This is a genomic window from Kitasatospora sp. NPDC097605, from assembly GCF_040302725.1.
Lineage (GTDB): Bacteria > Actinomycetota > Actinomycetes > Streptomycetales > Streptomycetaceae > Kitasatospora.
Window position 1 is genome coordinate 106,734 of sequence record NZ_JBEOSF010000002.1, and the last position, 13,102, is coordinate 119,835.

Below are 13,102 nucleotides of genomic sequence, written 5' to 3' on the forward strand. Positions count from 1 at the left end.
CCCGTCCCGGGAACGCACCGCGGGCCCGCGACGCACGAAGCGTCGCGGGCCCGCGGTCTCGTTGCGGGGAGCGGGTCAGGCGGTGTTGGCGGAAAGCGTCCACCGCTGGTTGGCGTTGCCGTTGCAGCCCCAGATGCCCAGCGGGGTGCCGTTGGCGTCGTTCCAGCCGGGCAGCTCCAGGCAGGCGTTCGAGGCGGGGTTGTGGATCGTGCCGTCGGCGCGGTAGGTCCAGGTCTGGCCGCCGCCGGCCTGGCAGTCCGCGATGACCACCGGCGTACCCCAGGTGGTCTGGTCGCCCTGGACGGTCACGCAGCGGCCGCCGGTCTGCAGGGTGCCGTCGGGGGCGAAGGCGAACTTCTGGTTCGGGCCGTTCCAGCAGTCGTGGAAGCGCAGGCTGCCACCGGCGGACGCGCCGTAGTTGTCCAGGCAGCGGCCCGGGTTGTAGGCGGAGGCGACGTTGTGGCCGGGCTTCTGCTCCACGATCTCCTGCGGTGCGGCGAACCGGGGCTGGGTGCCCGACGGGGCGGTGCCCGCGAAGCGGACCAGGCGGCCGTCGAAGACGGTGGCGACCAGGTCGGGGTAGCCGTCGGCGTTCATGTCACCGGGCGAGTCCACGGTGGGGAAGACGCCCGCGGCGAGCCCGAGCGGGAGCACGGACCGGGCGGCGGGGTACGTCCACTCCTCGCTCGCCGTCTTGCCGCAGTCCGTGATCACCAGGCGGGCGCCCTGCCCGACGCTCATGTCGGCGTCGAGGCACTTAGCGGCGTTCGGGTTCTTCAGCGTGTGCGGGTGGGGGCCCATGACCCACTGCTGGGCCGGGCTGCCGTTGCAGTCCCACAGGTTGACGGGTGAGCCGTTCGCGGTGGCTCCGCCGGTGACGTCGAGGCACTTGCCGAGGACGTGCAGCGAGCCGTCGGTGCCGAAGGTGACCTGCTGATTGGGGCTGCCGCCCTGGTCGGCGCAGGTCCACAGCAGGGCGGCGGTGCCGTTGCCGGTCCAGCCGTGGTCGATGTCGGCGCAGAGGTCCTTGCCGTCGGCGGACTTCACGCCCCACACCAGGGGCTTGTGGGCCGGCGCCGCCAGGGGCGTGAAGCCGCTCACGGGCTTGCCCGCGGCGTCCAGCGGCAGGGTCAGCGCGGTGACGGCCCCGGTCACGGAGTCGCGCACCCAGAGCGTCGGCGCGCCGTTGACCTCACCCGGGGACATCAGGGTGAAGCCGCTCCAGTCGTCTCCGGCGGCACCGAGCTCGACGCCGCCGCCGATGAAGCAGATGTTGCTGGAGGGGTAGTAGCGCAGGTGGCCCTGCTCGACGGTGACGAGACCGGTGCCCCCGGTTCCGCGCTGGACGGCCGTCATCTGGGTGATGTGGCCCCAGGTGCCGTCGATGCCCCTGTCGCAGGCGCTGCTTTCGCCCACCTGGACGGAGAGCCCGGTGAAGTGGCCGTCGACACCGTTCGAGACCTCGTTCGCGTCGTTCACGTAGACGAAGAGCTGCTTGGTGCTCTTGTTGTACGCGAACAGCGAGTCGCCGCTGCCCATGACCGCACCGCGGTGGGCCACCAGGTAGTTGTTCCAGCTGTCGTTCCGGGGGCTGCGGCCCGCCGTGGAGGCGGTCTCGGGCCGGGGCGTGCCGGTGCCGCCGCGGACCAGGGTCAGCGAACCGTCGGCGGCCGGGACCAGGGCGTCGGGGACGCCGTCGAAGTCGACGTCACCCGCGACGGGCGCGGTGGCCGGCCGGGCGGGGACGTAGTAGTCGTAGGTGGCCCACTGCGGCTCGGAGTTGCCGGCCGCGTCGACCGCGCGCACGTTCAGCCGGTGGCTTCCCCAGTTGGCGGCGCCGACGCTGATCGGGATGTCGGCGTACGCGGTGCCGTCGGCCCCGAGGACGGCCGGGGCGCGTCCGGTGCCGGTGGGCGAGCCGGTGTCGTCGAGCGCGTACTGGAACTCGCGGACGCCGCCGGCCAGGCAGCCGCTGCCGGGCGCGCAGCCGGCCGGGGCCTGCTCCTTGCTGGTGACGCGGACGGTGACGCCGCGGTCCCCGGCATGGCCGGTGGGCTTGGCACCGCTGCCCGTCGGCGGGAACACCGTGGAGGGCGCGATGGACGCGAGCGTCGGCGCGGTGAGGTCGACGTTGAAGGCGCAGTTCGCCGTCGCGGGGCTGTTCACGCCCCCGGCGGTCGTCCGGGCGTTCCAGCCGTACTGGTGGCCGTCCGCCAGCGCGCGGCCGACGTAGGCCTGGCCGGTGTTGCCGGGACCGATGGGCTGGCTGGTCGGCCAGGCCCCGCCGGTGGCGTCGGCGCTTTCGCCGGCCGTGGTGTCCCACAGGTGGAACCCGACCGTGAACAGGGAGCCGGGCTGCGCGGGAGCGACGGCGGACAGCAGGACGTTGGACGTGCCGTCCTGCAGTGTCGTCGTCCGGCCGATCCACCCGGGCGTGCCGCCGCCGCAGGCGTTGCCGTCGGGGTTCTGGGGAGCGGGGCTGGTGGTCATCCCGCTGGGGATGGCCGGCACGGAGTCGGTCGTCGTGGTCCGGGTGTCCGCGAACGCGGCGCCGGGAGCGGCCAGCACGAGACCGGCCGCGCACAGCGGCGCCAGGCCTCTCACCAGCGGACCCCCCAGCCATCTGAGGGGACGGGATTCACGCATGGGTGTCAGTTCGCCTTCGCAGCAGGAACCCCCTCGTCCCAGGGCTGACCGCCGTGCGACGCGCGGGCGGCCGGCGGGCAAGGGGGGAATTGTCCGATTGGATGCGCATTCCGACCGCCCGTCAGGTGACAGGACCTCACCCCGGCGAATCGGTGCGCGGTCGAACGTTAGTGCGCGCGAACGACCCTGGCAATCCGTTTCCACGATCGTTCCCCGCGATCGTCTCCGGGAACGCGTCCGGCCCCGGCCGGAGGATTCCGGTCGGGGCCGAGCGCCGTGTCCGTGCCGTGCTGGCGCGCGGTCAGCGCATGTCGAAGACCAGGCGGGCGGAGACCTTGCCGCCGAGCACCTCGTCGAAGCAGGCGTTGACGTCGTCGAGCCGGCGGGTCTCGCGGATCACCCGGGTCCGGCCGAGGGCGTGCATTTGGAAGACCTCGGCGAGGTCCTCCCGGGTGCCGACGATCGAGCCGATCACCTTGGTGCCGTTCAGCACGGTGTCGAAGACGGGCAGCTCCAGCTTGCCCTCGGCGGGGAGGGCGACCAGGACCAGGCTGCCGCCGCGGCGCAGCGCGGCGTAGGCGGTCTGGAAGGAGGCGTTGCTGACCGCGAGGGCGATGGCGGCGTGGGCGCCGCCGAGCTTCTGGACCTCGGCCGCGACGTCGTGGATCCGGGCGTCCAGGACGTGGTCGGCGCCGAGCTCGCGGGCCAGGGCGAGCTTGTCGTCGGTGACGTCGACGGCGATGGTCTCGGCGCCGGCGATCCGGGCGTACTGGAGGGCGAGGTGGCCGAGGCCGCCGATGCCGGACACCAGGACGCGGGTGCCGGGCCCGGCGCCGGAGACCTTGAGGGCCTTGTAGGTGGTGACGCCGGCGCAGGAGAGCGGGGCCGCGTCCAGCGGGTCGATGGCGTCGGGCACCGGGACGACGTAGTCGCCGTGGGCGAGGGCGTACTCGGCGTAGGCGCCGTCGACGGAGTAGCCGCTGTTGTGCTGCCGCGTGCAGAGGGTCTCCCAGCCGGAGACGCAGTGGTCGCAGCGCCCGCAGGCGTCGGCCAGCCAGGCGATGGCCACCCGCTCGCCGACCCGGACGTGCCGGACCTCGGCGCCGGCCGCCTCGACGATGCCGACGCCCTCGTGCCCGGGGACGAAGGGCGGGTTGGGCTTGACCGGCCAGTCGCCGCGCGCGGCGTGGATGTCGGTGTGGCAGAGACCGGAGGCCTCGATCCGCACCCGCACCTGGTGCGGGCCGGGCTCGGGCACCGGGCGCTCCTCGATCACGAGCGGCTGGGTGAAGTCGTGGACGACGGCGGCCTTCATGTTCTGCTCCTGCCCTTCGTGCCGGCGGGGCCGTTCCCGACCTCCCGGGACCCCGATCACCTCCATCCCACGCCACGGCCGGGAGGACCGCCAGGGCCGGACGGGTGAACCCGCCGGGACCATGGTCCCGGGCGGCCCGGGTCCGGAAGGGCCGCGGCGGTCCGGGGCAGCGCTCAGGGCTCGCGGTGCACGATGCGGCGGACCAGTTCGGGCACCCATTCGACGTACTCGACCTCCGCGCCGTCGGCGTGCCGGGCGTAGAGGAAGCGGCCGGTCGGCGCGGCGGTCTCGGGGGTGGTGACGACGGCACCCGCGGCCTCCAGGGCCTCGCTCAGCTCGTCGAGGTCGGAGACCACGACGGTCGCCGAGGCGTGCGCGTACTTGGCCCGCTCGGAGGGCGGGCCGGCGATCACCAGGAAGTCGCCGATGGCGGCGAGTTCGATCTCGTGGAAGCGGAACAGCAGGTCCGGCTCGGCCCCGGTGAGGGTGCGCAGCAGCGGCAGCGAGTGGTCCAGGCCGTCGGCCCAGAGCCGGGCGTAGGTCTTGAGGATGGCCATAGGTGCTCCGAGTCATCCGGCGTGATCCGCCCAACACCGGGTCTCCGACAGGTACCGGATCACCGTAAGCGGGTGAACTCCCGTACAGAAGACCGTACTTTGCGGTGCGTCAGTGCCCGTCGGTAACCGACCCGCGGGCGCGGGCGGAGCGGGCCGGGGTGCTCGGCCGGCCCGGGGCGTCCGGGTCGCCCGGGCCGGGCCGGTCGGCGTCCCAGGCGATCAGCATCCGCAGGGCGTCCTCGGACGGGCTGCCCGGGTCGGGCGCGTAGGTGATCAGCGCCTGGTCCGGGTCGTCGGCGGAGCGGAGCGTCTCGTAGACGAGTTCCATCCGGCCGACCAGCGGGTGGTGGAACACCTTGCGCCCGGAGGTCTTGTCGCGCACCGGGTGCTCCGCCCACCACCGGCGGAACTCCGGGCTGCGCACCGAGAGTTCGCCGATCAGCTCGGCGAGCCGGGGATCGTCGGGGCGGCGGCCGGCCTCCAGCCGGAGGAAGGCGGCGTTCTCGCGCGCGCAGCCGACCCAGTCGTCGTAGAGGGTGCGCGAGGCCGGGTCGAGATAGGTGATCCGGGCGATGTTGCGCTCGGCCGGGGCGAGCGCGCCGTAGTCCCCGAGGAGCGAGACGGCGGCCCGGTTCCAGGCCAGGACGTCCATCCGCCGCCCCATCACCACGGCCGGCACGTCGGGCATCGCCTCCAGCAGCCGGGCCATCGTCGGGCGGACCTTCTGCGGGCCGGCGCCCCGGCTTCCGGCGCCCCGGGCGGCGCGGCCGCGGTCCGGGCGGGTGCGGGCGAGGCGGTGCAGGTGGCCGGCCTCCTCGGGGTCGAGGCGCAGCGCGCGGGCGACCGCGTCGAGCACGGAGTCCGAGGGGTTGCCGACCCGGCCCTGTTCGAGCCGGGTGTAGTAGTCGACGCTGACGCCGGCGAGTTGGGCGAGTTCCTCGCGGCGCAGGCCGGCGACCCGGCGGCGGCCGCCGAGGTCCGGCAGGCCGACGTCCTCGGGGCGGAGCCGGGAGCGGCGGGTCCGCAGGAACTCGGCGAGGCTTCCGGCGGTGCCGGCGACGCGGGCGGGGCTGGTGGGCATGCGGCCATTGTGGCCGGTCGGCGCCCCCGCAGCCTGGCCCTGGCAGGACCAGGCTGCGGGGGCGGCGGTCACCAGCCGTTCGCGACCGCCACCACGCCGCCGTCCACCACCAGGTCCTGGCCGGTGATGTAGGAGGCGCGCGGCGAGAGCAGGAAGGCGACCGTCTCGGCGACGTCCGCCGCCTCGCCCAGCCGGCCGAGCGGCACCGCGCCGCGCACCGCGTCCTGCTGGGCCGGTTCGGTGATCACCTCGTGGAACATCTCGGTCACGATGTAGCCGGGGCTGACCGAGTTGATCCGGATGCCGCGCCCGGCGAAGGCGTTGCCGAGGGTGCGGGCGAGGTTGTGCACGGCCGCCTTGGTCGCCGCGTACACCGGGGCGTTGGGCAGGCCGCGGTGCAGCGTCCAGGAGGCGTTGAGGACGATCGACGCGCCGCCGGCGGCCTTCTCCAGCAGCGGCAGGGCGTGCTGGACGGTGAAGAAGACGCCCTTGAAGTTGACGTCCACGGTGCGGTCGAAGCTCTCCTCGGTCACCTCGTCCGGGGCCTCGAAGACGCCGACGCCGGCGTTGGCGAACACGCCGTCGAGGCGGCCGTGGCGCTCGCCGATCCGGGCGGCCAGCCGGGCCAGGTCGGCCGGCCGGGCGGAGTCGGCGCGGACGGCCGACAGCCGCGCCCCCGCGTCGAGTTCGGCCTCGGCGCGGCGCAGCCGGGCGTCGTCGCGGCCGGTGATCACGACGCTCGCCCCGCGGTCCAGCAGCAGTCGCGCGGTGGCGAGGCCCATGCCGCTCGTCCCGCCGGTGATCAGCACCGTCCGGCCGTCGAAGTCCCGTTCCCGGGCGGCCTCGTGGGGGTGCTCGTTCGTGCCGTGCGCGTGGGCGTTCGTGCCGTTCTTGTGCTCGTTCGTGCCGTGCGTGTGCTCGTTCGCGTTGGTCATGCCTCCACCCTCGCGGCCGCCGGAGGGCCGGACCAGGCCCGCCCGGACCCCGGGTCCGGCGGGACCACCCTTGCGGTCTTATACCCCCCGGGGGTACGTTTCCCACGCCTCGAAGAGATACCCCCTCCCGGTATAGGAGAACGTGGTCATGTCCGATCTCACCGCCGCGTCCGCGGCACCGGCGGCGGCGCCCGCGGCGCCCTCGCCCCGCCGCTGGACGGCGCTCGGCCTCATCGCCCTCGCCCAGTTCATGGTGATCATGGACACCTCGATCATCGGGGTCGCCCTGCCCGAGATGCAGTCCGCGCTCGGCTTCACCCAGGAGGGCCTGTCCTGGGTCTTCAACGCCTATGTCGTCGCCTTCGGCGGCTTGCTGCTGCTCGGCGGCCGGCTCTCCGACCTGTTCGGCGCCAAGCGCCTGTTCGCCACCGGCTGGGCCGTCCTCGCGGCCGGCTCGCTGCTGGCCGGCCTCGCCGGGAACCCCGGGCTGGAGCTCACCGGCCGCGCCGTCCAGGGCGCCGGCTCCGCGCTGATCGCCCCGGCCGCGCTCACCCTTCTGATCAGCCTGTTCGGCGCCCGCCCGCAGGAACTCGGCAAGGCCCTCGCCCTCTACGGCGCGGCGGCCCCGGCCGGCGGCACCGCCGGTGTCTTCCTCGGCGGCGTGATCACCCAGTACCTCAGCTGGGAGTGGGTCTTCTACGTCAACGTCCCGGTCGCCCTCGGCGTCCTGCTCGCCGTCCCCGGCGTGATGCCCGCCGCCCCCGCCCGCCGCGGCTCGGTGGACTGGCTCGGCGCGCTCACCGTCACCGCCGGCCTGGCCGTCTCCGTCTACGCCGTCGTCCGCGCCCCGGAGACCGGCTGGGGCTCCGCGAGCACCTGGCTGGTGCTGGCCGGCGGCGTGCTGCTGATCCTTGCCTTCGTCGCCCTCCAGGCCAAACGGCGCGAGCCGCTGATGCGCCTCGGCATCTGGCGCAGCCCCGACCTGGCCGGCGCCAACCTCGCCCAACTGCTGATGGCCGCCGCCTGGATCCCGATGTGGTTCTTCCTGAACCTCTACCTCCAGCAGGTGCTCGGCCTCAAGGCCTTCGCCTCCGGTGCCGCGCTGCTGCCGATGACCGCCGCCATCATGCTGATGATGATCGTGCTGGCGCCCCGGCTGATCGCCCGGTTCGGCCCCAAGCCGCTCATCGTCACCGGCCTGCTGGCCCTGGCCGGCGGCATGGTCTGGCTCTCCTTCGCCCGCCCCGACGGCAACTTCGCCGTCGATGTGCTGCCCGCCTCGCTGCTCGCCGCCGTCGGCATGTCGCTCGCCTTCATCCCCTCGCTCGGCACCGCGCTCGCCGTGCCGAACCCGGCCGAGGGCGGGCTGGCCTCCGGCATCGTCAACACCAGCTACCAGATCGGCTCCGCGCTCGGCCTGGCCGCGATGACCGCCCTGGCCGCCGCCCACGGCTCGCGTGAGCTCGGCGACCCGGCCGCGCTGACCGACGGCTTCTCCGCCGCCTTCCTGGGCGCCGCCGCCCTCGCCCTGCTCGGTGCGCTCGCCTCGGCGCTCACCATCCGTACGGCCAAGAGCAGTTGAGCGGGCCGGTCGTACTCCACCGCCTTCGCCCCGCCTTCGCCCCCGCCTTCGCCCCCGCCTCCGTCGAGGTGGGGGCCGAGGCCTGCCCGGCACACTCCGGGGAATCTCCGGGACCGGTCGGCCCGCAGGATGACCCCTTCTCCCGACTCCGGGCGGAGGCTGGTGCGGCGGGGGGCGAGCGTCAGGCCGAGCTCGGAGGAACGAATGACGCACAACGGCAGGGCGGTTCGACGAACTGCGGCGGCGGTGGCAGTGGCCGGCGCACTGACGGCAGCGGTAGCGGCCCCGGCGACGGCCGCCCCCGGCGGCCGCTCGCACACGGCCACCAGGGCCGCGATGGAGCAGGCCGTCCGGTCCGGCGACCTGCCCGGAATGATCGCCACCACCCTGGACCGGAACGGACGGTGGTCGGCTTCGGTCGGGGTGGCGGACACCACGACGGGCCAACCCCGGTCGACCCGGGAGCGGTTCCGGATCGGGAGCGTGACCAAGCCCTTCGTCGCGACGGTGGTGCTCCAGCTCCAGGCCGAGGGCCGGCTCGACCTGGACGACACCGTGGAGCGGTGGCTGCCCGGCCTGGTGAGCGGGAACGGGAACGACGGCTCGGCCATCACCCTCCGCCGGCTGCTCGACCACACCAGCGGCCTCTTCGACTACGGCGACGACCCCGGGATGGGCGCCAAGCTCTTCACCCCGGCTTTCCTGACGAGGCGTTACGACACCTACAGCCTTGAGCAGTTGGTGCGGATCGCGCTCTCCTATCCCCCGGTCTTCGCACCGGGCACGGCGTACCAGTACTCCAACACCAACTACCTGCTGGCCGGGATGGTCGTCGAGCGGGTGACCGGCCACCCGTACGGCGAGGAGGTCGAGCGGCGGATCATCCGGCCACTGGGGCTGAGCGGGACGAGCGTGCCCGGCACCGCGACCGGCCTTCCCCGGCCGCACGCGCGCGGCTACTCGAAGCTGTTCGGCGGCTCGGCGACGCCCCTGGACGTCACCGAGCTCAACCCCTCGATGGCCGGCTCGGCGGGCGAGATCGTCTCCACCACCGCCGATCTCACCCGGTTCCTCTCCGCCCTGCTGCGCGGACGGCTGCTCCCCCCGGCCGAGTTGGAGGAGATGACCGCTCCCGGGCCGCACGACAGCGGCGGGCTCGGCCTCGGCTCCGGGACGCTCTCCTGCGGTGTCACCGTCTGGGGGCACGACGGCGGCATCCACGGGTCGTCGACGCTGGCGCTGGCCACCCGGGACGGGCGGCACGTGCTGGCGCTCAACGCCAACGCCGACTGGTTCCGCGACAAACTCCCCCTGGCCGAGGCCGAGTTCTGCGGCTGAGCGGCCGGACCCGGGCCGCCCGCCGGGGGCGGCTGAGCAACCGGACCCGGGCCGCCCGCCGGGGGCGTCAGGCCTCCCGGCGGGCCCCCTCCGACGGAATCGCCCGGTACACGTGCGGCTCGGCGTACCCGGCCACCGCGAAGGCCTCGACCACCGCCGCGGCCACCGCCTGCGCCTTCTCCGCCGACACCAGGGCGATCACCGAACCGCCGAAGCCGCCGCCGGTCATCCGCGCACCGAGGGCCCCGGCGGCGACGGCGGTGTCGGCCGCGAGATCGGTCTCCGGGCAGGACGTCCGGTAGTCGTCGCGCAGTGAGGCGTGGCCGGCGGTGAGGATCGGGCCGAGCGCGGCCGGACCGTTCCGCTCCAGCTCCTCGACGGCCCGCTCGACCCGGTCGTTCTCGGTCACCACGTGCCGCACCAACGGCACCAGGTCGGCGGGCAGTTGGACGTAGGCCGCGGGCAGGTCGGCGGGGGCGAGGCCGCGCAGCGCGGGCAGCCCGAGCAGCGCGGCGGCCCGTTCGCAGCCGGCCCGCAGCGCGGCGTAGGCGCCGTCGGCGAGGTCGTGCTGCACCCGGGTGTCGAGGACCAGCAGAGTCAGGCCGGCGCCCGCGAGGTCGAGCGGCACGTGCCGGGCGGAGAGGTCGCGCGCGTCCAGGTGCAGGGCGGCCCCGGCGCGGCAGACCATCGAGGCCATCTGGTCCATGATCCCACAGGGCACGCCGACGAACTCGTTCTCGGCACGCTGTGCGAGCAGGGCCAACTCCACGGCGCTCAAGCCGAGTTCGTACAGGTCGTTGTAGGCGGCCGCGACGGCGCACTCCAGCGCGGCCGAGGAGGAGAGGCCGGCGCCGCCGGGCACGTCGCTGTCGAGCAGCACATCGGCACCGCCCACCTCGTGCCCGGCCGCTCGCAGCGTCCAGACCACGGCCGCGGGGTACCCGGCCCAGCCGGCCACCCCGCCCGGGGCGAGCGCGGCGACGTCCAGCTCCACGGTCTCGCCGGGCACCCGGGTCGAGACGAGCCGCAGCACCCCGTCGGAGCGGCGCCGGGCGTACGCGCGCACGGCCTGCGGGATCGCGATCGGCAGCACGAACCCGTCGTTGTAGTCGGTGTGTTCGCCGATCAGGTTGACCCGGCCGGGGGCCGCCCAGACGCCCTCGGGGGCGTGGCCGTAGAGCTCCTCGAAGGCGTCGGCGGGAGCGGTGCTGGTGGTGGTCATCCCTGCGGTCCTCCGTCGGTCGGGGCGGTGGGGGCGGCGGTGGGGGCTGCCTCGCGGAGGCGCCGGGCGGCGTCCTCCGGGGCGACGTCGTTCATGAACGCCTCCATGCCGGACTCGGTGCCGGCCAGGTACTTGAGCTTGTCGGCCGTCCGCCGGACGGTGAACAGCTCCAGGTGGAGGGCGAATTCGGCCTCCTGGCCGACCGGCGCCTGGTGCCAGGCGGCGATGTAGGGCGCGCGGACCCGGCGGACGCCGGCGGCGGGGTCGGAGGCGGAGGCGGGGTCGGAGGCGGGGGCCGGGTCGGTGAAGAGGTTGTCGAACCGGCGCAGCAGGTCGAGGTAGATCCCGGCGAACTCGGCGCGCTCGGCCCCGGTGAGACGGGTGAGGTCGGGCACCCGGCGGTGCGGGTGGAGGTGGACCTCGTAGGGCCAGCGGGCGGCGAAGGGCACGAAGGCTGTCCAGTGCTCCCCGGCGAGGACGACGCGCGAGGAGGTCCGCTCGGCGGCGAGCAGGTCCTCGAAGAGGTTGCGGCCGGTGGCGGCGCGGTGGCGGGCGGCCTGCTCCAGCATCCGGGCGGTGCGCGGGGTGGTGAAGGGCAGCGCGTAGATCTGGCCGTGCGGGTGGGCGAGGGTGACGCCGATCTCGGCGCCGCGGTTCTCGAAGCAATACACCTGCTGAACGCCGGGCCGCGCGGAGAGCGCGGCGGTGCGGTCGGTCCAGGCGTCGAGCACCAGGCGGGCGCGGTCCTCGTCCAGGTCGGCGAAGGAGGCGTCGTGGTCGGCGGTGAAGCAGACCACCTCGCACCGGCCGACGCCGGGACGGCGGCCGAGCAGCGGATCGCCGTCGGCGGCGGACGCCAGGGGGTGGGTACCGGGCTCGCCCGCGAGGGAGGGGAAGCGGTTCTCGAAGACGGCGACCTGGTAGTCGGCCGCCGGGATCTCGCTGAGCCGGCCGTCGCGGCTGGGGCAGAGCGGGCACTCGTCGGCGGGCGGGTGGTAGGTGCGGGCCTGCCGGTGGGCGGCGATGGTCACCCAGGCGCCGGTCAGCGGGTCGAGCCGGACCTCGGAGGAGGGCACGGCGGCGTCCAGCGGCCGCCGGTCGGCGACCGTCCGGCCGGCCGGCGGCGCGCCCCGGTCGTAGTAGATCAGTTCGCGGCCGTCGGCGAGTTCGGTGACGGTCCTGGTCGTCGTTCCGGCCGGCCCGGCCGGGTCGGTCACCGTCGCGGGCATGACGTGCTCCCTCTCATGGGGCTTCCCTTCAACCACATGACCAAACAATATCGAACAGGAACCAACATGCACGCCACCGGGCCCGAGGTCGGCCGGGTCGGGTCAGCTCGGCCGGTTCGGCGCGGCGGACGGCGTGGCCTCAGTCCGCCACCGGATGCCAGGGCGCGTCGGGCCGGGTCGGCGTCGGGTCCGCCGCGAGCCGCAGCGCGTAGACGTCCCGCCCCTCGGGGTCGGGCACGGGCCCGAGGTAGTCGTGCCCGGTGAGGTGGCACCAGGCCGGCAGGTCGAGCGGCGCCGCCGGATCGGTGCTGACGATGTGCACCGTCGTCCCGGCCGGGTGGCCCGCGATGCGCTTGCGCAGGTGCAGCAGCAGGGTGACGCAGAGCATGCCGGTGCCGTCCACGACGACCGCCGCGGACTCATCGGCCCCGGCGGCGGGGGCGGTCACGCGGCACCCGCCTCGACCGGAAGGGCCGCCAGCCGCCATTCGAGCATCCCGTCGGCGAGCCGCTTCGCACTGCGCCCGCGCGCGGCCAGCAGCCGGACGGCGTCATGGGCGAGGACGCAGTTGGCGCCCCGGCAGTACGCGACGACCTCCGCCCCGGCGGGCAGCTCGGCGAGCCGGGCCTCCAGCTGGTCGAGCGGGACGGAGAGCGCGCCGGGGATGTGCCCGGCGGCGTACTCCTCGGACGGCCGCACGTCGATGACGGTCGCGGTGCCGGCCCTCACCCGCGCCAGCAGTTCCTCCCGGGTGAGATGGTCGGTGTCCTGCGGCCCGAGGTAGGCGGCGCGGGCCTGCCCGGTGGCCGCCAGATGGGCGAGTGCGACCTGCTGGAGCTGCGTGTACAGAGCGGCGACGTCGTCCCCGGCGAGGCGGTAGTGGATGCGCACGCCGTCGCGACGGGTGACCACCAGCCCGGCCTGCTTGAGGGTCTGCAGGTGCGCGGAGGCCGTGGTCAGCCCGAGCCCGGCGGCCCTGGCGAGGGCGTCGACGCTGCGCTCGCCCTGGGCGAGCAGGTCCAGCAGCTCCAGGCGCTTGCCATTGGACAGCGCCTTGCCGGTGGTGGCCAGCGCATCGAACAGCGCGGCCTTGTGTGTGGGATCTCCCATGGAATCCTCCATAAATCCATGGAATATTGTAATAGTAGCGGGGCGAGCCTGTCACCCGCTCGCTCGCCCGAGCGAACCGACCCGGAT

Annotated in this window: 11 protein-coding genes; 2 read left to right on the forward strand and 9 right to left on the reverse strand. The window is 74.4% G+C overall.

Annotated features, from left to right (window positions below):
* Window positions 1–75: 75 nt before the first annotated feature.
* The 5 genes from ABTX81_RS02555 to ABTX81_RS02575 form a co-directional block, all read right to left on the reverse strand.
* A complete protein-coding gene (locus tag ABTX81_RS02555; RefSeq protein ID WP_350541087.1) occupies window positions 76–2,604 on the reverse strand; it encodes a ricin-type beta-trefoil lectin domain protein in 2,529 nt (842 codons plus the stop codon).
* 343 nt (window positions 2,605–2,947) lie between these two features.
* Window positions 2,948–3,961 carry an alcohol dehydrogenase AdhP gene (gene adhP, locus ABTX81_RS02560; RefSeq protein ID WP_350541088.1) on the reverse strand — a complete coding sequence of 338 codons (1,014 nt, stop codon included), beginning with the start codon at window positions 3,959–3,961 and terminating at the stop codon, window positions 2,948–2,950.
* 173 nt (window positions 3,962–4,134) lie between these two features.
* Complete coding sequence (locus tag ABTX81_RS02565) at window positions 4,135–4,518, reverse strand: VOC family protein (RefSeq protein ID WP_350541089.1); 384 nt, start codon at window positions 4,516–4,518, stop codon at window positions 4,135–4,137.
* A gap of 109 nt (window positions 4,519–4,627) precedes the next feature.
* Window positions 4,628–5,599 (reverse strand): helix-turn-helix domain-containing protein, encoded by a 972-nt coding sequence (locus ABTX81_RS02570; protein WP_350541090.1) that lies wholly within the window; start codon window positions 5,597–5,599, stop codon window positions 4,628–4,630.
* 68 nt (window positions 5,600–5,667) lie between these two features.
* A complete protein-coding gene (locus ABTX81_RS02575; protein WP_350541091.1) occupies window positions 5,668–6,534 on the reverse strand; it encodes an SDR family NAD(P)-dependent oxidoreductase in 867 nt (288 codons plus the stop codon).
* Between the two features lie 148 nt (window positions 6,535–6,682).
* Between ABTX81_RS02575 and ABTX81_RS02580 the strand changes: the two genes are divergently transcribed.
* Both ABTX81_RS02580 and ABTX81_RS02585 read left to right on the forward strand, forming a co-directional pair.
* Entirely contained in the window at window positions 6,683–8,116 is a 1,434-nt protein-coding gene (locus tag ABTX81_RS02580) for an MFS transporter (RefSeq protein WP_350541092.1), read from the forward strand.
* A 204-nt stretch (window positions 8,117–8,320) separates the two neighbouring features.
* Window positions 8,321–9,454 (forward strand): serine hydrolase domain-containing protein, encoded by a 1,134-nt coding sequence (locus ABTX81_RS02585; RefSeq protein WP_502892694.1) that lies wholly within the window; start codon window positions 8,321–8,323, stop codon window positions 9,452–9,454.
* Window positions 9,455–9,521: 67 nt separating this feature from the next.
* Here the strand turns inward: ABTX81_RS02585 and galK are convergent, their stop codons facing one another.
* The 4 genes from galK to ABTX81_RS02605 all read right to left on the reverse strand — a co-directional run bounded on the left by galK (window position 9,522) and on the right by ABTX81_RS02605 (window position 13,015).
* Window positions 9,522–10,676, reverse strand: coding sequence for a galactokinase (gene galK, locus ABTX81_RS02590; RefSeq protein ID WP_350541094.1), 1,155 nt, complete (start codon window positions 10,674–10,676; stop codon window positions 9,522–9,524).
* Window positions 10,673–11,905 carry a galactose-1-phosphate uridylyltransferase gene (gene galT / locus ABTX81_RS02595; protein WP_350541095.1) on the reverse strand — a complete coding sequence of 411 codons (1,233 nt, stop codon included), beginning with the start codon at window positions 11,903–11,905 and terminating at the stop codon, window positions 10,673–10,675. The genes galK and galT overlap by 4 nt, the downstream gene beginning before the upstream one ends.
* A 139-nt stretch (window positions 11,906–12,044) precedes the next feature.
* Window positions 12,045–12,353, reverse strand: a complete 309-nt coding sequence (locus tag ABTX81_RS02600; RefSeq protein WP_350541096.1) for a sulfurtransferase TusA family protein — start codon at window positions 12,351–12,353, stop codon at window positions 12,045–12,047.
* Complete coding sequence (locus tag ABTX81_RS02605; RefSeq protein ID WP_350541097.1) at window positions 12,350–13,015, reverse strand: ArsR/SmtB family transcription factor; 666 nt, start codon at window positions 13,013–13,015, stop codon at window positions 12,350–12,352. The genes ABTX81_RS02600 and ABTX81_RS02605 overlap by 4 nt, the downstream gene beginning before the upstream one ends.
* Window positions 13,016–13,102: the final 87 nt, after the last annotated feature.

What these genes read in the sequence shown, in the direction of transcription:
- ABTX81_RS02570 (WP_350541090.1), bottom strand. Translation starts at nt 5,599, where the DNA reads ATGCCCACCAGCCCCGCCCGCGTCGCCGGCACCGCCGGAAGCCTCGCC.
- adhP (WP_350541088.1), bottom strand. Translation starts at nt 3,961, where the DNA reads ATGAAGGCCGCCGTCGTCCACGACTTCACCCAGCCGCTCGTGATCGAG.
- ABTX81_RS02585 (WP_502892694.1), top strand. Translation starts at nt 8,321, where the DNA reads ATGACGCACAACGGCAGGGCGGTTCGACGAACTGCGGCGGCGGTGGCA.
- ABTX81_RS02580 (WP_350541092.1), top strand. Translation starts at nt 6,683, where the DNA reads ATGTCCGATCTCACCGCCGCGTCCGCGGCACCGGCGGCGGCGCCCGCG.
- ABTX81_RS02605 (WP_350541097.1), bottom strand. Translation starts at nt 13,015, where the DNA reads ATGGGAGATCCCACACACAAGGCCGCGCTGTTCGATGCGCTGGCCACC.
- ABTX81_RS02575 (WP_350541091.1), bottom strand. Translation starts at nt 6,534, where the DNA reads ATGACCAACGCGAACGAGCACACGCACGGCACGAACGAGCACAAGAAC.
- galK (WP_350541094.1), bottom strand. Translation starts at nt 10,676, where the DNA reads ATGACCACCACCAGCACCGCTCCCGCCGACGCCTTCGAGGAGCTCTAC.
- galT (WP_350541095.1), bottom strand. Translation starts at nt 11,905, where the DNA reads ATGCCCGCGACGGTGACCGACCCGGCCGGGCCGGCCGGAACGACGACC.
- ABTX81_RS02565 (WP_350541089.1), bottom strand. Translation starts at nt 4,518, where the DNA reads ATGGCCATCCTCAAGACCTACGCCCGGCTCTGGGCCGACGGCCTGGAC.